The sequence below is a fragment of the Actinomyces acetigenes genome (genome assembly GCF_031296635.1).
Lineage (GTDB): Bacteria > Actinomycetota > Actinomycetes > Actinomycetales > Actinomycetaceae > Actinomyces > Actinomyces acetigenes.
Genome location: NZ_JASPFC010000017.1, coordinates 35,264 through 54,980, shown reverse-complemented (window position 1 = coordinate 54,980; position 19,717 = coordinate 35,264). Strand labels below are relative to the sequence as shown.

Annotated in this window: 16 protein-coding genes; 4 read left to right on the top strand and 12 right to left on the bottom strand. The window is 69.0% G+C overall.

The window, feature by feature from the left end:
• Positions 1-193 precede the first annotated feature (193 nt).
• From RIV14_RS08350 to RIV14_RS08340, 3 genes are read left to right on the top strand one after another with little or no spacing between them, the layout of a single operon-like run.
• A complete protein-coding gene (locus RIV14_RS08350) occupies positions 194-1,900 on the top strand; it encodes a cytochrome c biogenesis protein CcdA (protein ID WP_075372858.1) in 1,707 nt (568 codons plus the stop codon).
• A 39-nt stretch (positions 1,901-1,939) separates the two neighbouring features.
• Positions 1,940-2,572 carry a sigma-70 family RNA polymerase sigma factor gene (locus tag RIV14_RS08345; RefSeq protein WP_081379523.1) on the top strand — a complete coding sequence of 211 codons (633 nt, stop codon included), beginning with the start codon at positions 1,940-1,942 and terminating at the stop codon, positions 2,570-2,572.
• Complete coding sequence (locus tag RIV14_RS08340; protein WP_075372859.1) at positions 2,569-3,516, top strand: anti-sigma factor; 948 nt, start codon at positions 2,569-2,571, stop codon at positions 3,514-3,516. The genes RIV14_RS08345 and RIV14_RS08340 overlap by 4 nt, the downstream gene beginning before the upstream one ends.
• A gap of 375 nt (positions 3,517-3,891) precedes the next feature.
• Here RIV14_RS08340 and RIV14_RS08335 read toward each other — a convergent pair whose 3' ends face one another.
• From RIV14_RS08335 to RIV14_RS08320, 4 genes are all read right to left on the bottom strand, one after another.
• Entirely contained in the window at positions 3,892-4,971 is a 1,080-nt protein-coding gene (locus RIV14_RS08335; RefSeq protein WP_075372860.1) for a 1,4-dihydroxy-2-naphthoyl-CoA synthase, read from the bottom strand.
• Positions 4,972-5,037: 66 nt separating this feature from the next.
• Positions 5,038-5,709, bottom strand: a complete 672-nt coding sequence (locus tag RIV14_RS08330) for a response regulator (protein WP_070659608.1) — start codon at positions 5,707-5,709, stop codon at positions 5,038-5,040.
• Positions 5,702-6,421: a sensor histidine kinase gene (locus RIV14_RS08325; protein WP_256699313.1), complete on the bottom strand. Its 720-nt coding sequence runs from the start codon at positions 6,419-6,421 to the stop codon at positions 5,702-5,704. The genes RIV14_RS08330 and RIV14_RS08325 overlap by 8 nt, the downstream gene beginning before the upstream one ends.
• A 611-nt stretch (positions 6,422-7,032) precedes the next feature.
• Positions 7,033-7,227 (bottom strand): hypothetical protein, encoded by a 195-nt coding sequence (locus RIV14_RS08320; protein ID WP_075372862.1) that lies wholly within the window; start codon positions 7,225-7,227, stop codon positions 7,033-7,035.
• A 197-nt stretch (positions 7,228-7,424) separates the two neighbouring features.
• Between RIV14_RS08320 and RIV14_RS08315 the strand changes: the two genes are divergently transcribed.
• Complete coding sequence (locus RIV14_RS08315) at positions 7,425-8,768, top strand: arginine deiminase (RefSeq protein WP_075372863.1); 1,344 nt, start codon at positions 7,425-7,427, stop codon at positions 8,766-8,768.
• Positions 8,769-8,787: 19 nt separating this feature from the next.
• Here the strand turns inward: RIV14_RS08315 and RIV14_RS08310 are convergent, their stop codons facing one another.
• The 8 genes from RIV14_RS08310 to RIV14_RS08275 all read right to left on the bottom strand — a co-directional run bounded on the left by RIV14_RS08310 (position 8,788) and on the right by RIV14_RS08275 (position 19,261).
• Positions 8,788-10,053, bottom strand: coding sequence for a galactokinase family protein (locus tag RIV14_RS08310; protein ID WP_256699314.1), 1,266 nt, complete (start codon positions 10,051-10,053; stop codon positions 8,788-8,790).
• Entirely contained in the window at positions 10,050-10,892 is an 843-nt protein-coding gene (locus tag RIV14_RS08305; protein ID WP_075372865.1) for a nucleotidyltransferase family protein, read from the bottom strand. Before RIV14_RS08305 ends, RIV14_RS08310 begins: the two co-directional genes overlap by 4 nt.
• 22 nt (positions 10,893-10,914) lie before the next feature.
• Positions 10,915-12,333 carry a phosphoglucomutase/phosphomannomutase family protein gene (locus RIV14_RS08300; RefSeq protein ID WP_075372866.1) on the bottom strand — a complete coding sequence of 473 codons (1,419 nt, stop codon included), beginning with the start codon at positions 12,331-12,333 and terminating at the stop codon, positions 10,915-10,917.
• An 88-nt stretch (positions 12,334-12,421) separates the two neighbouring features.
• Positions 12,422-13,285 (bottom strand): carbohydrate ABC transporter permease, encoded by an 864-nt coding sequence (locus RIV14_RS08295; RefSeq protein WP_075372867.1) that lies wholly within the window; start codon positions 13,283-13,285, stop codon positions 12,422-12,424.
• Positions 13,282-14,235 (bottom strand): carbohydrate ABC transporter permease, encoded by a 954-nt coding sequence (locus RIV14_RS08290; protein WP_075372868.1) that lies wholly within the window; start codon positions 14,233-14,235, stop codon positions 13,282-13,284. The genes RIV14_RS08295 and RIV14_RS08290 overlap by 4 nt, the downstream gene beginning before the upstream one ends.
• 66 nt (positions 14,236-14,301) lie before the next feature.
• Positions 14,302-15,594: a type 2 periplasmic-binding domain-containing protein gene (locus tag RIV14_RS08285; protein ID WP_081381861.1), complete on the bottom strand. Its 1,293-nt coding sequence runs from the start codon at positions 15,592-15,594 to the stop codon at positions 14,302-14,304.
• A 147-nt stretch (positions 15,595-15,741) separates the two neighbouring features.
• Positions 15,742-17,952, bottom strand: coding sequence for a 1,3-beta-galactosyl-N-acetylhexosamine phosphorylase (gnpA, locus tag RIV14_RS08280; protein ID WP_075372870.1), 2,211 nt, complete (start codon positions 17,950-17,952; stop codon positions 15,742-15,744).
• Between the two features lie 97 nt (positions 17,953-18,049).
• On the bottom strand, positions 18,050-19,261 hold the full coding sequence (locus RIV14_RS08275) for an ROK family transcriptional regulator (protein ID WP_075372900.1): 1,212 nt from the start codon (positions 19,259-19,261) through the stop codon (positions 18,050-18,052).
• Positions 19,262-19,717: the final 456 nt, after the last annotated feature.

Below are 19,717 nucleotides of genomic sequence, written 5' to 3'. Positions count from 1 at the left end.
CAGAGCGGGATGGTCCGCTCTTGCGGGTCCGGAACGCCGTCGTCCATGGAGCTCGAGGAAGAACCCGACGACGCCCGTCACGAGTGATGATCGTCATAGGCGGCTATGTGGTTGTTCGACAATCCCCGTTGCCGATGGCTCCGAACCTCTTTCGAGACTAGCAACAAGAAACTGACCGAAAGGGTGAAGTATCGTGACAACCGTCTCGAGTCTGGTGGCCATCGGGCTGCTGGGAGGGCTCATCACGGGTATCTCCCCGTGCGTTCTTCCCGTGCTCCCCGTCATCCTCCTCTCCGCAGGAGCGCAGGGCGCACGCGGCGATGGCGGCGATGAGAAGGGGGGCGACGGCGGCTTCGCCTCCCGCTTCCACCCCTACCTCGTGGTAACCGGCCTTGTGGTCAGTTTCACGGTCTTCACGCTCCTCGGATCGACCGTGCTGAGCCTGCTCCACCTGCCGCAGGACCTCATCCGCTGGATCGGCATCGTCATGCTCGCCCTGATCGGCCTGGGCATGATGGTCCCGAGGGTCATGGAGATCCTCGAGCGCCCCTTCGCGCGCTTCCAGCGCTTCGGCGGCTCGAGGAACCCCTCCAACGGCTTCCTTCTGGGCCTGGTCCTGGGCGCTGCGTACGTGCCCTGCGCGGGCCCGGTCCTGGCGGCCGTCGCTGTCGCGGGAGCCACAGGGAGGGTCGGCGCCGACACCGTCGCCCTGGCCGTGTCCTTCGCCGTTGGCACAGCGATCCCGCTGCTGGCCTTCGCCCTGGCCGGACGCGGTATCACGGAGAGGATTCAGGCCTTCCGCACCCGCCAGCGCGCCATCCGCGTCACCGCCGGCGTCGTCATGCTCGGGCTGGCCGTGGCCCTGGTCCTGGACGCCCCGGCCGCGCTCCAGCGCCGCCTGCCCGACTACACCGCCTCCCTCCAGGCCCGCACCGACGACCTCCTCCACGGTGACTCCTCCTCCGGGGCCTGCCGTCCCGGAGCCACCACTCTTGGTGACTGCGGCCCCCTTCCCGCCATCGACGGCGCAGTGGCCTGGATCAACACGCCCGGTGGCCAGCCCCTGACCCAGCAGGACCGCGCCGGCAAGGTCACCCTGGTCGACTTCTTCGCCTACTCGTGCATCAACTGCCAGCGCTCGGTCCCCGGCATCGAGAAGCTGCACGAGACCTACGCCGCCTCCGGCCTGCAGGTGATCGGCGTCCACTCCCCGGAGTACGCCTTCGAGAAGGAGGTGGACAACGTGCGTGGCGGCGTCAAGCGCCTGGGCATCACCTACCCCGTGGCCGTCGACTCCAACCTGACCACCTGGACCAACTTCGACAACCACTACTGGCCCGCCCACTACCTGGCCGACGCCCAGGGCAACGTCCGTCAGACCCATGTCGGAGAAGGCGGGGAGGCGGCCACGGAGAAGCTCGTCCGCGAGCTGCTCATGCAGGCCAACCCGAAGGTGACCCTCCCCGCCCCCGTCTTCTCCGAGGCGAAGGACGACGCCGGCACGAACAGCCCCCGCACCCCCGAGACCTACCTGGGCTCGGACCGGGCCTCCGGCTTCACCCAGGGAACCCTCCAGAAGGGACAGCACACCTTCTCCTTCCCCTCCCAGCTCCAGGCCGACACCTTCGCCCTGGACGGCACGTGGACAGCGGAGCCGCAGTCCATCGCCCCGGTCGGGGGCAAGGGCCGCCTGCGCCTGTCCTACCGAGGTAAGCAGGTCAACCTCGTCGTCTCCGGCGAGGGGGACCTGACCTGGACGGTCAACGGGAAGACCCGCACCGCCCACGTCTCCGGCGTGCCCAACGGGATGGAGCTGGTCCACACCGAGGAGGTGGGATCGGGCGAGCTCGAGCTGGAGGCCTCGCCCGGACTGCAGCTCTACTCCTTCACCTTCGGGTGACCCGGCGGTGAGAGCGGAAGTGACGCAGGAGACGGTGCGATGAGCCTGGCCACGCTGGAGGCGCGGAACGGGACGCGCACCGCCTCCGCCCGTGCACTCGCCTACCATTCCCCTGTGACAAGCAGCAGTTCCGCCAGATCTGAGGGGGAGTGGATCGCGCAGGTGGCCGACGGCGACGCCGACGCCTTCGCCCGTCTCTACGACGCCTGGTCCTCCCGGCTGTTCGCGCTGATCCTCCAGATCGTCGTCGACCGCGCCCAGAGCGAGGAGGTCCTCCAGGAGGTCTTCCTCGAGGTGTGGCGCACGGCCGGCTCCTACTCCCCGGCGCGGGGCAGCGTCCGGGCCTGGCTGGTGACCATGGCCAGGCGCCGGGCCATCGACCGGGTCCGCTCCTCCCAGTCCTCCCGGGAGCGGGAGAGCCGCTGGCGTGACTACATGCCCGACGTCGACCTGACGGTCCAGCAGGTCGAGGACAGACTCGTGGGCGAGCAGGTGCACCGGGCGCTCGAGGCGGTGGGGGAGCCCTACCGCTCCACCATCGAGCTCGCCTACTTCACGGGCCTGACCCACCGTGAGATCGCCCGCCGCACGAACACACCGCTGGGAACGGTCAAAACCCGCATCAGGGACGGAATGGCACGGTTACGACGAGAGCTGGGGGTGCAGTCATGAGCGAACGCGATAAGACTCACGAGGACGCCATCAACGGCGAGGCCGATGCGCAGGGCGTCGAGGGGCTCGACGGCGCGCAGGAGCGTGACGTGGTCGAGCTCTTCGACGACGAGCTCGACTCGGAGGCGGCCGCCCTGCTGGGTGCCTCGCTGCGGCCCGTGGACCCGCCGGCCGCGATCCGCTCCTCCCTTCTGGAGACCATTGCGCGCGAGCCTCAGACGGAACGCGTCGACCAGGCTGAGGACACCGCGGAGGAGGACGCCGGCGACCGCGACGCTGTCGGCGGCAGCAACAGTGGCAGTAACAGCAACAGTGACAGTGACAGTGACAGCGACGGTGATGGCGACTCGGTGGGCTCTGAGGTCCTCAGTCTCGATGCGCACCGCCGTCGCCGCTCGGCCTGGCGCACCGGCCTGCTGCGGGCGGCCGCGGCCGTGGTCCTGCTCGGTGTCGGCATCGGTGTGGGGCGCTGGAGCGTGCGGGGCGCGGTCGATGAGGCCATGGACTCCATGGCGGCGACCCAGCACTACGCCCACCTCAACCAGGCCCAGGACGTCCAGCGGGTAACCGACACGATGCCCGACGGGCACGTCGCGACCCTCACCTGGTCCCGGGACATGAGCATGACCGCGCTGACCCTGCCGGCCGCCATGAAGGAGTCCGCCAGTGGGCGCAGCCTCCAGGTCTGGCTCAAGGAGGGGGAGACGACCACCTCACTGGGCGTCTACGACCCCCGGGACGGAGCCGGCTTCTCCTTCCTGGACGTCATGCCCAAGCCCGGCCAGCAGATCGTCATCACCGTGGAGCCGGCCGGAGGGTCGGCCCAGCCGACGACGCCGCCCCTGGTCACCCTGCGAGTGAGTGAGGATGCCGGCCGGTCCGGCGCCGCCACCGGCTCGCCGAGCCCCGCGTCCTCGACTGATCCCACCGGAGACTCCGCCTAGCGGCGGACCGAGGGGGCGCGGCGAGGCGGCACAAGCACCCGAGTCGTGATGTAGATAACAGTAAAGTCACCCTGGGAGGGATGGTCTCGACGCTGACGGACGTCAGTGCCTCTGAGGCGTTTTCCCGTTATTCCGCGGTTTCCTGAGGCTGGGCGGACGTGGCGGGTGACGAGGGCGGTCAACGTTGCGATGAGCGGACAACAATGTGCACTTCTATTTCCGACTCCGGCGGGAATCGGAGGGGAATTTCGAGGGTGCGAGTTCCTTTCGGAGTATTCTCTTCATTCCGGTCCTCGCCACAATTCTGAATGCTCTTGGGATATCGCCCCGGAGTTCTCGTAGGCGGTCGCGCTGACGGCTCATGGTCAGAAATGGTCAGAAGTAGTACGGGAAGGATGACCAGTCGGGGGTGCGGCGCTGAAGGAATGCGTCGCGCCCCTCCACGGCCTCGTCAGTCATGTAGGCCAGGCGCGTGGCCTCGCCGGCGAAGACCTGCTGGCCGGCCAGGCCGTCGTCGGCCAGGTTGAAGGCGAGCTTGAGCATGCGGATGGCCTGCGGGGACTTGCCCGCCACCGTGGCCGCGTACTCCAGGGCCCGTTCCTCGAGCTCGGCGTGGGGGACCGCCTCATTGACGACGCCCCAGCGCTCGGCGGTGACGGCGTCGTAGGTGCGGGCCAGGAAGAAGATCTCGCGGGCCCGCTTGTCCCCGACCTGCCGGGCCAGGAGCGCGGAACCGTAGCCGGCGTCGAAGCTGCCGACATCGGCGTCGGTCTGCTTGAAGCGCGCGTGCTCGATCGAGGCCAGCGACAGGTCGCACACGACGTTGAGACTGTGACCGCCACCGGCGGCCCAGCCCGAGACGGCGGCGATGACCGCCTTGGGCATGGTGCGGATAAGGCGCTGAACCTCCAGGATGTGGAGCCGGCCGGCCCGTGCGGTGTCGAGGCGGGCCCGGGCGGCGGCGACGTCGGCCTCGTGGCTGTAGGCGCGGTCCTCAGACTCGCCTGCGGCCGTCGGGGACTGTGGCGAGTCCTCCTGCTCGTAGCGGTAGCCGTCCCGGCCGCGGATGCGCTGGTCGCCGCCGGAGGAGAAGGCCCAGCCGCCGTCGCGCGGGGAGGGGCCGTTGCCGGTGAGGATGACGGCGCCGACGTCACCGCTCATGCGCGCGTGGTCCAGGACCCGGTAAAGCTCGTCGACGGTGCGGGGGCGGAAGGCGTTACGCACCTCGGGCCGGTTGAAAGCCACCCGGACTACCGGCAGGTCCCGGAGCCAGGCGCCGTTCTCACTCCGGACGCAGCCCCTGTGGTAGGTGATGTCCGTGAGGGCCTGCGCCCGCTGCTGGGAGGGGTCCGCGCCGGCCTCGGCGTGGGGGAAACCGGACACCTCCCGCCAGCGGGCGGGGGAGAAGATCTCTGAGACTCGGCGCGGCAACGGGTGGGCGGAGGTGGCGTTCATGGCCTCAGCGTAGGGCCACCGGGGCTCGACCCCACCCCTGGGTGCCGGTGCTCATCGCCGTGGCCCCTAGTTCCCCAGGGCCGCGGCGATGAGCTCGGTGCGCGAGGTGTGGCCGAGGCGGTGGAGGACCTCGGAGACGTAGATGCGCACGGTGTTCTCAGAGATGCCGAGCTTGCGGGCGATGCGCCGGTTGGTCAGCCCCTCCAGGAGGCAGGTGTAGATGTCTCTCAGGCGGGGCGGCAGCTCATTGACCAGCTCCTGGATGCGGGCCTCCGCGGTGGCGCGCTTCTGCTCGGACTGGTAGGCGCTGACAAGCATCTTCGTGGGGCGTGAGGACATGACGGGCTCGCCACGGCTGGCGCGCAGCAGCGCCGCAGCGACGTTCTCGGTGCTCTCGTCCTTGGTGATGAAGCCATTGACGCCCTCGGCCAGGGCCTCGGCGAGCATCTCGTCACGGCTGAAGACGGTGAACATGACAATGGGCATCCTGGGGAAGCGCTCATAGATCGCTCTGGCGGTCTGGGCGCCATCCATCTCCGGCATGTCGCTGTCCAGCAGGACGACGTCGATGGGCTGCTGCCCGGTCATGAGCAGACTAATGGCCTGCCGTCCGCCGGAGGCGGCGGCGACGACGGTAATGGCCCGCTGCGAGTCGAGCTGTTCGGCGAAGGTGGTGCGAATGAGCGGGTCGTCATCAACGATGAGGACTCGCAGGGAACGCAGGGTGTGACTAGGCATAAGCGGCTCCGTCCGGTGGCGACATGAGGGATCTCGCATTAGTGGTTGGTGTGGCGATCTCGTTCCAGGGAAGACTGGCGAGAACGGTCCAGGAGGCTCCGATCCGGTTCGAGCTCAAGGAACCCCCGGCATTCTCGAACCGGTCCTGGAGGGCCCATAAACCGTACCCCCCGTGCATCTCCTCGGGCACCTTCTGATCATGCCAGGGAGAGCTGAAGCTGATGAAAAGGGTGTCCTGCTCCTGCTCCACGAAGAGGGAGACAAGGTCGCGGGGGAAGTTGTACTTGAGGGCGTTGAGGGTGTTCTCGCGGATGAAGGCGACCAGGAGCCGGCCGAGCTCGGAGCGGTGCAGCGCCGGAATCCTCTCGATGCCGTCGAGGTCGGCGTCCAGAACGATCTCGCGCTGCGCCAGCGTGGAGACGCTGGAGTCGACGATCTCCTGAAGGGTGGGCTCCTCCTTGGGCGGCCCCTGGGAGACGGCGAGGTTGTGGATGAGCAGGCGCAGGTGGGCGAGGGCCTGCTGGGTCCGGTCCTGCAGGTCGAGGACCCGGTCGCGGTCATCGCCGAGGGGGAGCCTGATGGAGCGGGAGATGATGAGCATGCGGGTGAGGTCGGCGGCCAGGTCGTCATGGAGGCTGTCGGCGATATCGCGGCGCAGCTGCTGAATGAGCTCGGCAGCAATCTCCTTGGAACGCTCCGCCTCCTGCCTCATCTCCTCCAGGCGGTCTTTGGTATTGCGGATCAGGACTCCGAAGGAGGCGCAAAAGATTCCCCAAAGGAATGTCCAGAATACTGCAGGAAGGAATGGGATTCCTGATATGAGCTGCGCCAGGGTAAATATAGAGAGTTGAATGAGGGCGAGTTTAGATTTTCTGTCCGCCAGAAGGTCTACGGCCATCGCGTACACTAGGATCCACGCCCACACTATATGTGATCCAGGAATGGAGAAGGTAACTAAAAGTACGGTGGAGAATGTGCCTATCCCAACTCGCCTATCCTTTATGAAGACATATGGAAGGAATGCAAGTATTTGAGATGTTTCACCGAGAATAGATAAATTTCTGTCAGATTTGAGGGTGAGATATGTGTAAGCATCCAGAAGGATGACGGGGGCAATTGCTGAAATGAGGGCTACTCGCCTCAGGCGTGGCAAAATGCTCCGGTGCTGCATCCAGAGTCGTGAGAGAAAATTGCCGTTCTGCATAGTCCTTGAGGTGAGTGCTGAAGTCGTGTTCGGTATGTGTTCTTGTCTCGGGTGTTTGGTGGCGGAAAGATGCCGCCACCCCTAAGGGGTGGGCTTAGGGGTGGCGGGGGTGGTGCTTGTCAGTCGAACCAGCGGTTATTCTTTCGGTCGCACCAGATGGAGGGAGGGAACATGCACCAGTCGTGGACGGGGCGCCCAAAGGTGCTTGCTGAGTCGTCGTGTCGTGCGGGGGCGGTGGCCGGTGCGGCGCTGGCCGGCGCGGCGAAGCCCGCCAGGAGCAGGGCGACAAGGGAGATGCGGACGACAGATTTCATGGAGGGAACTCCTGTCTCGGGGATGTTACGAACAATTTATCTTACCATTCCTGTGGTTTGCGACAACTGCGTTCTTCGCCGTCCCGGTTGATTCTTCGCTCAACAAAACCAGCCGATGGCGGGCGACGGCGGGGGTGCGGACCATTCCTGCCGGCGGCCGGGCGGAGACACCCCTGACCTCCGACTACGCTGTGCCCATGACACAGACCGGTGCGACCGCCAGCCGTCCCTTCGTTCCCGTGGCCGAGGGCGGGGGGCGAATCGACTCCGAGACCGGTGCCCTGCGCGAGGTGATCGTCCACCGTCCCGGCGGGGAGATCGCCCGCCTGACCCCCATCAACGCCGACTCCCTGCTCTTCGACGACGCCCTCAACGTCCCCCGGGCCCAGGCCGAGCACGACGCCTTCACCGCGATCCTGCGCTCCGAGGGCGTCATCGTCCACGACTTCCGCGAGCTGTTCACCGAGGTCCTGGCCGTCCCCGAGGCCCGCCGGCTGGTCCTGGACGAGGCCGTCGGTCCCGACGTCGTCGGCGTCTCCGCCTCCGAGCTGCTCATCGACTACTTCCAGTCCCTGCCCGACGCCGACCTCGCCGAGGTGCTCCTGGGCGGCATCACCCGCACCGAGCTGCGCGAGCGCCTCAGCTCCTGTGACGGGCGCGACCTGTTCTCCTCCACCTACCTGTCCACCCTGGAGGGGCCGTTCGTCGTCACCCCCCTGCCCAACCTGCTCTTCAGCCGCGACGCGTCGGCCTGGCTCTACGGCGGGGTCTCGGTCAACTCCATGGCCCTGGAGCCGCGCCGTCGCGAAGCCATCGGCTACGAGGCCGTCTACCGCCACCACCCGGCCTTCGGCCCGCGCCTGGCCGAGCTCGCCGGCTCCGACGGCCCGGACGCCCGCCTGTGGCGCGAGGAAGGGCGGGTCTCGGCCGCCTCGACCATCGAGGGCGGCGACTTCCAGATCCTGGGCAACCGGACCCTCGTCATGGGCCTGACCCACCGCTCCACCGCCGCCGGCGTGGAGCGCCTGGCCTCCCAGCTCTTCGCCTCCGGCGTGGCCGACCGGGTCATCGGCGTCCACATGCCCGACGCCGCCTTCTACACCCAGCTCGAGGCCGTCATGCACTTGGACACCCTCATGACGATGGTCAGCCCCGACACCTACCTGCGCTTCCCCGGCTTCACCGAGGTCACCACCGTGGAGATCGAGCCCGCAGCTACCGGGCGGTCCCTCCAGGTGGCGGTCCACGACGGCTCTCAGATGGATGCGGTCCTCGCTCGCGCCGCCGGCATCGACTCTTTCCGCGTCATCAGCCCCGGCGCCTCCGACGAGGCCGAGGCCCTGCGCGAGCTCGCCCGGGACTCCTGCAACGTCGTGGCCCTGGCCCCCGGGCGTGTCATCGGCTACGCCCACAACCAGCGCGCCAACGACGCCCTGCGCAAGGCCGGCATCGAGGTCGTCGAGACCCCCGGCGTCGAGCTCGTGCGCGGCCGCGGCGGCTCGCACTGCATGACCTGCCCCGTCACCCGCGACGCGGTGTGAGCCCGGCCGGTCGGGGCGCTCAGAGCAGCCGGCAGGCCCCCGGCCCCGGCCTGGTGACGATCACCGCGGCCTGCTCGGCGCCCGGCTCACGGTCCCGGTAGGCCCCGATCCACTGCGCGGCGAAGGCCTCGGCGTCGTCGGCCCGCACCAGGGCGTACACCGACCCGCCCCACCCGGCGCCGAAGGAGGAGGCGCCGATGGCGCCCGCCTGGCGGGCCAGCGACACCATGAGCCGAGTCTGCGGCACCTGGTTGCACAGGCCGCGGTCGGCCAGCTCCTGGGAGCGGTGGAGGACCTCACCCACGCCCGGGTCGGCCGCGGCGATCAGCCGGGCGCCGGCGGGAACCAGGACGAGGGACTCGATGAGGAACTGCTCGATCCGCTGCCTCTCGTAGCCGGGTTCGCACAGCCCCAGCAGGTCCTTCAGAGCCGGGTCGTCGGCCGCCTGCTCGCCGGTGGCCTCCCCGACCAGGTGCCTGACCGCACCGGCCAGGGTGGCGTCAGTGCGTCCGGTGGACTCATTCCACCTGGCCAGCACCGCCTGGACGGTACTCGGCCCGCGGTTGTAGTCCTCCAGGGCCGCACCGGTCTTGTGGGCCAGCACCCCGCTCACGCCGACGACGAGCGCCCACTGGGCGGGGAAGGAGATGGTCTGATCGATGCGCATCGGGTCGAATCCGGCCAGGAGCAGCCGGTCCTGGGCGCCGCACAGCATGCCGGTGTGGTCCTCGCTCCCGCCGCGAGTGCCCACCCCGCTGGTCCCCGGCAGGTCCCGCCACGCCCGTCCACCCTCCACGGCGGCGAGGTAGCCGGCCAGGGACAGCCGATCGGGCATCGACTCGATCCACCGGGGATCCTCGTCCCAGCCGTTGAGGGAGGCCAGGGCCAGGGCCGTGGCGCACACCAGCGCGGAGGACGAGCTCATCCCGGAGGCCGGCGGCAGGTCCGAGGAGACGGACAGGTGGGCCGCGGCTCCCGCCCCGAAGTTGAGGGTGAGGCGGTCCAGCACCGTCTGAAGGTAGCGGCCCCAGTGGCCCGGCTCCAGGCCCGGGTCCACCCCGGCGCGCAGGGTGACCGGATCACCGCCGTCCGTGGTGGCGGTCAGGGACCCCGGCGGCCCCGCCACGCGAAGCGCCCGAGCCGTGATCGCCCGGTCGACGGCGCCGACCAGGACCGAGCCGCCGGCGTAGTCGGTGTGCTTGCCCAGCACCTCGACGCGCCCGGGCACCCGCCAGGCGGTCTCCTCGGGCGCCTCACTCAACGCCCCGTGCGTCCCCCGGCTCACAGCGACACCTCCGTTTCGGACAGGCGGGCCTCGACCTCGGCGATGTCCTCACGCCGCGACAGGTCCAGGACCCCGCCGGTCGCTGCCAGGACCGAGACCGGACCGGGCAGGGCGCGCACGGCGTCGACGATCTCCAGCTCGCCGCGCGGCGAGGGGATGATGCGGCGGCAGGCGGCGAAGATCTCCGGGGTGAACCGGAAGGCGTTCATCGACACCGGGGCGTGGGGACCGGCGGCCCGAACCACCTCCGCTGAGGGCTTCTCCACGATCTCCTCCAGCGCCCCGTCGCGGGCGCGCACGAGGGCGAAGGCGGCGATCCGCTCGGCGGGGATGTTGGACTCGGCCACCAGGGCGGCACGGTCGAAACCGGCCAGGGCGTTGCCCCGGTGGCGGGCCAGGTCGCGCAGCACCTGACGGGGGTAGTAGTTGTCCCCGTTGACCATGAGGAAGGGCTCCCCGCCCACGGCGGCCTCGGCGGACAGGACGGCGTCGGCCGTCCCCAAGGGGTTGACCTGGACGGCCAGGTCGATCGTGAGCCGGGTGAGTTCCAGGGAGTCGATGTGGCGGCGGAAGTCCTCGTGCTCGGGCCCCACGACCAGGACGGCCCGCTCGATCCCGGCGTCGACCAGGGCCGAGAGGCTGTAGTCGATGAGCCGGTGCTCGCCGATGGGCATGAGGGCCTTGTAGCCGCTGGCCGCGGCCGTGGCCTGCTGGGAGGTCAGGCCGGAGCCGGCCGCGCTGCTCGCCCGCATGCGTGTGCCCAGGCCCCGGGCCAGGACGACGGCGACACGGGTGCGCTCCGCCGCGCCGCTCACCGTCTCAGTGATCGCGTCTGTCATGGGTTCCTTCCTCCTGCCCGTCTCAGGCGTCCAGGCCGTAGTGGCTCGCGACGGCGGCCGCGGTGGCCCGGGCCGCGTCACCGGTGGGCATCTCGGCGAAGACCCGCAGGAGCGGCTCGGTGCCCGAGAAGCGGATCGTCACCCAGCCGCCGCAGGTGAAGTAGACCTTGCAGCCGTCCTGCCAGGAGACGCGCTCGACGTCGTGGGTGAAGGCGGGCAGGTCGTGGGCGCTGAAGATGCGCTCCTGAAGCTCGGCGCGCCGCTCGGAGGTGAAGCCGTAGGCGTTCTCCACCATGACGAGCTCACCGTACCGGGCCACGATGTCGGCGTAGAGCTCGGAGAGCCTCTTGCCCGAGGCCGCCACCGCCTCGACCAGCAGGGAGCCGGCGTAGACCCCGTCCTTGCCGGGGATGTGGCCGCGCACGGTCAGGCCCCCGGAGGACTCGCCCCCGATGACGGCCCCGGTCTCAGCCATCTTGGCGCTGATCCACTTGAAGCCGACGGGCACCTCGTAGCAGACCTGCCCGTGGGCCGCCGCGACCCGGTCCAGCAGGTGGGTGGTGGACATGTTGCGCACGGCCGGCCCCGACCAGCCCTTGCGGGTCAGCAGGTAGTCGTAGAGCAGGACCAGGACCTGGTTGGGGGTGAGGTAGGCGCCGGTGTCGTCAATGATGCCCAGGCGGTCCGCGTCCCCGTCGGTGGCGATGCCCAGGTCCGCGCCGGACTCGACGACGGCGTTGCGCAGGGTGGTGACCGTCCCCTCGGTGGGTGAGGGCATGCGGCCCCCGAACAGGGGGTCGTGGCGGTCGTGGATGACGTCGACCTGGCAGCGGGCGGTCAGCAGGATCGTCTGCAGGCTGGTCTCGGAGACCCCGAACATGGGGTCCAGCACGATGTGCATGTGGGCGTGGCGGATGGTCTCGGTGTCGAGCTTGTCGATGATGGCATCCAGGTACCAGTTGATGGAGCGCTGGACGGTGACCAGCTCGCTGGATCGGGCCTCATGGGGCTCGACGCTGCGCACGTCCGCATCCGTCAGGCCCTGCAGGGAGGCGGTGAGCTCGTCGGTGACCTTCAGGTCGGCGTCGCGGCCGCCGGGCAGGAAGATCTTGATGCCGTTGTACAGGGCCGGGTTGTGGGAGGCGGTCACGGCCATCCCGTACGCGGCCCCCAGGCGGCGCACCGTCCACATGGTGGTGGGGGTCGGGGAAGGGCGGTCGATGAGGGTGACCCGGATGCCGTTGCCGACGAGCACCTCGATGGCCCACCAGGCGGCGGTGTCGGACAGGAAGCGGCGGTCATAGCCGATGACGACGCCCTGCTCGGACGTGCCCTCCTTCAGGATGCGGTTGGCCAGCCCCTGGGTCAGGAGCCTGACGTTGGCGCGGGTGAACTCGTCGCCGATCACGGCTCTCCAGCCGCCGGTGCCGAAGTGGATCATGGTGGTTCCTCTGCTGAGGTGCCGTTGCCCGGGACGGGGCGGCGAGGTGGATAGGGGGTGGTGAGGGAGGGCGCCGGGTGGGAGGGGCTCAGCCCTTGACGGCGCCGGCCGCCAGGCCGGACTGCCAGAAGCGCTGCAGGCCCAGGAACAGCCCGATCAGGGGGATGACGCCCAGGAGAGCGCCCTGGAGGAGCGCCCCGTACTGGGGGTTGAAGTAGGTCGACATGCCGTAGAGCCCCAGGGTGACGGGCTTGAGCTCGGCGGAGTTGATGGTCATCAGCGGCAGGAAGAAGTTGTTCCAGGTGGCCACGAAGATGAACAGGAAGATGGTCACTATCGCCGGTGCGAGCAGCCGCAGCACGATGGTGAAGAAGATGCGGATCTCGCTGGCCCCGTCGATGCGGGCGGAGTCGATGATCTCGTTGGGCACCGAGGAGTCGGCGTAGACGCGGCCCAGGAAGACCCCGAAAGGGCTGACCGAGCACGGCAGGATGATCGACCAGACGGTGTTGGTCAGGTGCACGGCGTCGAGGACCAGGTACAGCGGGATGGTCAGCAGCGCGATGGGCATGAGCAGGCCAGAGAGGATGACGACCTGGACGGCGCCCCGGCCCGCGAACTCGAACTTCGCCAGGCCGTAGCCGGCGGACACCGACAGGAGCGTGCCCAGCACCCCGGCGACGCTCGAGTAGAGCAGAGAGTTGAGGATCCAGCGCCAGAAGAGCCCCTGGGTCCAGCTCATGAGCGCGCTGTAGTTGGTGGAGAAGCTGTTGCGTCCGGAGAACCACCACCCGGAGGTGGTCAGCAGGTCGGAGTTGGACTTGGTGGAGGAGACGATGAGCCAGTAAACCGGGCCGAGCATGTAGGCCAGGACGATGACCAGAACCGCGATGGTCAGGGTCCGTGCGGGGATTGACGGGCGCAGCGAACGAGGAGTGTCGGTGGGCTTCACTTGTCGATCCTGTTCTGCACGAGGGCGTAGAGGGCGGCCAGGACGCCGGCCACCAGGGCGATGAGGACGGAGATCGCCGAGGCCGGACCCGAGCCGGAGGGCGAGAGCGCACCGGTCATCGAGTTGTAGGCCATCATCATCGGCGTGTAGTCCAGCCCCATCCACTGGTTCTGGCTGTACAGGACGGTGGGCTCGTTGAACAGCTGCACCGTCCCGATGATGGAGAGCAGGACCGCCAGCAGCGAGGCGGAGCGGACCATGGGGATCTTGATGCGCCGGACGATCTGCCACCCGCTGGCCCCGTCGATGCGGGCGGCCTCGTAGAGCTCACGGGGCACGGACTGCAGCGCCGCCAGGAAGATGAGCATGTTGTACCCGGTGAAGGTCCACGTCGTGATGTTGGCCATGGACCACAAGATGATGCTGCGACCGAAGAAGTCCACCTTGAGGCCCACCAGTCCCAGCAGCTCATTGATGGGGGAGAAGCTGGGGTTGTACATGTAGAGCCACATGATCGCGGCCACGATCCCGGGGATCGCGTAGGGCAGGAAGAAGCCCAGGCGGAAGACCGTCACCCGCTTGACCAGGAGGGAGTCGAGCACCAGCGCCAGGGCGAGGGCCGCCAGGATCATGACCGGGACCTGGACCACTCCGAACAGCAGGACCCGGCCCAGCCCCTTCCAGAAGGCAGGCTGACCCGCCGCCTGGACGTAGTTGTCCAGGCCCACGAAGGTGCTCACCTTCTCCCCGCCGCCGTAGAGGTCCGAGCCCGAGGCGACGTCGCGGAAGAAGGAGCGGTAGACCGACACCACGATCGGAATGAGGAAGACGACGGCGAACATGGCCAGGAACGGGGCCACGAACCCGATGCCCGCCCGGGCCTCCCTGCGCCTTCGCAGCGAGGTGGTACGGATGGCGGATACGCCCGGAGTCGTTGTCGTCGTGCTCATGATGCTCTCACTTCGATCGTGGTGCCGGTGGCTGCCTGTGTCTGCCGGTGGGCCGTGCTCGATCGCCTACTCGGCGACGGGCAGGTTGGCGTCCTTCAGGGAGCTGACGGAGGTCTTCTGGGCCGCCTGGAAGATGTCATCGACCTTGCCGGTCCCCTTCCCGGCCGCCTCGGCGGCCTTGGTCATGGGGTCGGCCAGGGAGGGCCAGGTCGGCATGAAGCCGAATGTGGAGTTCACGGCCGCGTTGGCCTTGGTGAACTCGGCGTAGACATCCTGGCCTCCGAAGAAGGTGGAGATGGTCTGCGGGGTCTTCACCGGGGCCTTCGCGGTCAGGACCAGTCCCTGGGTGGCCAGGTCATCGACCTGGGTGTTGAACCAGTCGTTGAAGGCCATGGCCCCCTCGGGGTTGGAGCAGCCCTTGAGGACTGCCACGCCGGAGCCGCCGTCGGGACCGGACATGGCCTTGTCACCGAAGGCGGGCAGCTGGGCGACCGCCCAGGACCCGGCATTGGGGGAGTCCTTCATGGTGTCGGCCAGGAGCGCGCCCTCCCAGGCGGCCCCGATGGTGCCGATGAGCTGCTGGTCGACCAGCGCCTTGCCGAAGGCGTCGTCCCAGCGGTTGGCCACGAGGGCCGTCTTGGAGTCCAGGACCCCCTGCCAGAAGGAGGAGACCTTGGCGGTCTCCGGGCTGGAGACGTTGACCTTCCACTTGTCGTTCTCAGCGCTGAACCACTGGGCGCCGGCCGCGGCCGCCTGACCCGCCAGGGTGTTGGGGGCCTCGTCGGGCTCGAAGGCCAGGGCGTACTTGCCCTGCTCGGCCGCCTTCTTGGCGACCTCGGCCAGCTCGGCGCTCGTCGTGGGCACCTTCAGCCCGAGCTGGTCGAAGGCGGCCTTGTTGTAGAAGTAGACCAGCGGGCCGGAGTCCTGCGGCAGGCCGACGACGGTCTTGCCCACGGTCATCAGCGACATCGACCCCTCGGAGAAGTGGTCCTTGTACTTCTCGGCCTGGGCGGAGACGTCGGTGAGCAGGCCGGAGGTGTAGAGCTTGGGGATCTCGGCGTAGCCGACCTGCGCCAGGCAGGGGCCGGTTCCGGCCTTGACGTCGTTCTCCAGCTTGACATTCATGTCCGCGGCCTTGCCGTCGAACTTGGTGGCCTCGACCTTCATGTCGGGGTGCTCGGAGTTCCAACGGGCCACGATGTCGTTGACCTTCGTCATCCCCTCGCCGTCGGGCAGGCGGTGCAGGTAGCGGATGACGCCGCCGGAGGAGGCCGAGCCGGATGAGCCGGTCGTGGCCGAGCAGCCGGCGGTGAGCATCGCGAAGGCGAGCAGCGAGGCGGCCAGTGCATGTTTCTTCATGGGAGTTTCCTTCTTCGTCATTGAAAAGGCCCGGCGTCTGCCGGAAGGAGCGGGGGGCGCGGCGGGGCGGTGACAGGGAGCTGTCGGTGCTGTCGGTGTTGTGGGTGCGCGCCCGTGAGCGGAGCGTGGATATGGAACGGGGGTGGCTCACTGCGAGGCAGCGGTGAGCCACTGGTGGCCTCCTTCCTCCAGACGGACCGTCCGGGGGCCCTGGGGAGTCGGCACCGTCGTGGTGACGGGCTCCAGGGAGTTGTTGATGACGAGGGTGGTGCGCCCGTCGGGGTAGGCGGCCACCTCCACCCTGGGGTCGAGGGCCGCCCAGGCGGAGAACTCCTCCTGGCATCCCGCGGCCCAGAAGATGGCCCGGTGCAGCAGCCGGGAGTTCTGGGCGCTGTAGGGCAGTCCCGTGGCGTAGACCGCCCGGCCCCGACCCAGCTCGTGGACCGCGAGGCGGACCTGGCCGTGCGCGGCGTCGAGCACCCGGGTGGCGGGACTGGTGACGACGATGTCGGGGGTGCCCTCGCCGTCGTCGAGGCCGCCGGTCAGATCCCGGGTGATGAAGTGAGCCTCCGCCTCGGGCGGACGACGGCGCGTGCTCAGGCCCCAGCCGATCTCCCGGTCGACGCCCAGGACGTCGGCGAGCTGGAAGGTGACCCCGTGGGCGGGGTGGGCACTGGGCGCCCCCACTCCGATGAGGCCGCCGCCGGCGGCCACGAAGGAGCTGACCTGGGCCACCAGCTCTGAGTCCGCCCACTGCTCGCCCCCGGAGAAGGCGGTGCCCTCGGCGCCGGCGCAGATGAGGACCTTCACCTCCGGGGCCAGGCCGGCGCGCACGTCGTCGAAGGACAGGAACTCCACGTCCACCGGCAGGCCCGACAGCGCCTCGAGGACCCCCAGGTAGGTGTAGGTCTGGCGGTACCACAGCGCGTGCGCGACCATATGCGTCATCCAGGAGCGCAGGCGGCCCCAGGAGTTGACGACCGCGACCTTGAAGCCGGGGGTCAGCGGACGCAGCCCCGCAGAGCGCTCGTGGATGGCGCGGAACTCCGCGACGATCTGCTCGACGCGGTCGATGAAGTCGGGGTGCTCGACGGCTAGGGACAGGTAGCCTCCGTAGCCGATCCGGTCCAGGGGGGAGCGCACGATGGCGCGCCGGGCCTCCAGCCAGCTGCGGTTGGCCTCGGTGACGGGATCGCCCCCCGGGTGGAAGACATCGGGGAAGAAGTACGGCAGGAAGCGGCCCTCGGTGTAGCGCACGTGCGGGATGTCGGCGATCATCCGGCAGGTCGCCCCCGATCCGACCGAGCCGACGACGGCGTCCAGGCCGGTGGTGGCGAAGTGCTCGCCGTAGGGCTCGGTGCCGATCCAGTTGTCGCCCAGGAACATCATCGCCTCCTTGCCCTGGGCGTGAACGGCGTCGGTCAGCTCGCGCACCCGGGAGCACACGAAGCGCTGCTGGAAGTCGATCCAGTCGCGGAAGGCGCGGGTGGGAACCCTGAAGGGGGAGTTGTAGTAGCCGGCGTCGACGAAGTCCTCGGCGGTCAGGCGGTAGCCGTACTCCTCCTCGAAGGCCTCCAGGGCCGGGACGCTCACCGAGGCGGAGTAGCCGAACCAGTCGACGAAGCGCTCGGTGGCGTCGGCGCCATAGACGAGGGTGAAGTGGTAGAAGAAGGTGGTGAAGCGGACCACGTCCACCTCGGGGTGCTCCGTGAGCCAGGCGCTCAGGTGAGCGCGCACGTGAGACCACGTAGCCTCGTGGCGCACGTCGAAGGGCTTCTCCTTGACGCGCGTGGGGTCCTCGTCCCAGCCGTTGGTGAGGTAGTTGTACATCTGGGTGGGGTCCCAGGTCTGGATCGCCAGGAAGCTGACGGTGTAGACGTGCCCGGCGAGGGCCTCGTGCACGGTGACGGTGCGCCCGTCGGCCTCGATGCTCCACGCGGTGGCGGGCAGCTCCTGACCGGTGGTGCGGTCGTGGGCCTGCCACCAGCGCGTCACGTCGCAGCCGGTGTCGGGGCGGACCTGGTCGGCGAACCAGGAGGCCAGCAGGTCGATGCTCACGGGGCCGTCGGCGGTGGCGGCGACCCGGTCGGACATGAGGAAGATCCGGGTGGCCTCCTGCGGATGGGCGTCGGCCCAGACATTGTCGCCGCGGCCCACGAAGTAGGTGGAGTAGACCTTGGTGGCCAGCTCCGAGACGATGCCGGGCAGCTCGGTGCCGTCGGAGTTCCGCACGGCGTCGGCGCCCAGGCGGGCGATGAGACGGCGGACCTCCTCATCCATGCCGGTCTGGATCGGCAGGGTGAGGCGTCCCCCCGCCTGAGAGGGGAGCGGCGCCGCGGGCTGGGTCTGAAGAGACATCAGCACTCCTTCGGGCTGAATAGTCTGAACTCCGAACAAACTACAGCATGTGGCGCCCCTTGGCTACTGGCGAGGCGGTCGATAAGCCGGGTGGCGTCTAGCAGGCGGGCCTGATGTCCACCAGGGTGGGGTTGTCGAGCACGGACTCCAGCGCGACCAGGGCCGCCCCGTGTGACGAGGCCCACTGGCCCAGGTGGGAGGTCTCCAGCCTCACGGCGGCGCGCTGGTCCAGCAGTCGGTCCTTCAGGATGGAGGCGGTGGGGGAGACGAACACGTCGGCGAAGGCGGCCAGGTATCCCGACAGCACGATCACCTGAGGGTTGAGGACGTCCGCCAGGATCGCCAGGGCGCGTGCCAGTGCCTGCTGGGAGAGCCTCAGCCTGCGCGCGAGCTCGGTATCCCCGGCGTCGAAGCGCTGACGCAGGATCTCGATGCGCTCATCCAAGGAGGTGGTCTCGTCGCGCACCGCGTCGCCCGGCGGGTAGGCCGAGGTCAGGGCCTGCAGGCCCGAGCGGGTCTCCCAACAGCCGCGCCGCCCGCAGCGGCACGCCAGGCCCTCGGGCTCCACGGGCATGTGGCCGACCTCGCCGGTCAGGCCCAGCCAGCCGCGCAGGAGGTGGCCGTCGGCGATGATGCCGGCGCCGATCCCCTCGCCGCCCGACAGGTAGAGCAGGTTGTGTACCCCGTCCTGCGCGTAGCGCTCATAGGTGGCCACTGCGGCGAGCTTGGCGTCGTTCTCCAGCGTGATGGCGGGGACGCTCCTGCCGGGGCCGATACGGCGGGCGACGGCGTTGCGGACCCTGTCCGCCACGGCGACGTCGTGCCACTCCAGGGTGGAGGAGTAGTGCACGGTGTTGTCGGTGTAGTCGATGATCCCGGGCTGGGCCAGGACGATTCCCGGAACCGTCGTCCCCTGCTGCGTCAGCTGCTCCAGGGCCTGGGACAGCATGGCCGCCACATGCTCGATCATCGTGTCGGGGTGGTGCGCGGCGTCGTCGACGAGCTCGCAGCGGCGCGCGATGACGTCTCCGGTCAGGTCCGCGATGGACAGGAGCAGCGAGGCGCCACTGATCTCCAGGCCGATGCCGGCCGCTGTGCGCGGAGCCGTGCGCAGGCCCGTGCTCGGCCTGCCGACGCTGCCCGACAGGTCCGGTTCCTCCTCGATGAGCAGCCCCCGGGAGCACAGCTCGGCCACGAGGGTCGAGACCGTTGCCTTGGACAGCCCCGTCTCGCGGGCCAGGCGCGTGCGTGATAGTGCGGGACTCGTCTGGAGGTGCCGCAGGATGAGCGACATGTTCGAGATGCGCACGTCGGCATGAGCCTTGGGTCTGTGCGCGCCCGGGCCTCCGAGGGATCCCCAGGGGTCCGGACCGCCCGCCGGGATCCATCCTGCAGCCGGCACGACAGTCTCCTCCTCCATCAGCGCCCCGGGTGGTCCTGCGGACCGCGGGCGTGCCCCTCAGCGTAGTGATTCCACGTGAGAGGGGAGAGGGTTCGGGTGCGCGCCATGTCGTTCCGATGCGGAGCGGAGGGCATCAACGAAGCAAATGTGATTATCAACACATTCTGAGGCCCCGGGGAGCTCCAGTTGCGGGTGTGAGCGTTGTTGGTTATGTGCCGTGCTCATGCGCGTGCGGCGCGGGAGCACGGGGGAGTCGCGATGATCGTGGTCATTTCAAGCATTCTCGGTGCTGATGGATGGTCGTGCCTGACCGTGCGCGCCAGGCGAGCCCCACCCCGTCCTGCGGGCGTGGCGCCGGACACG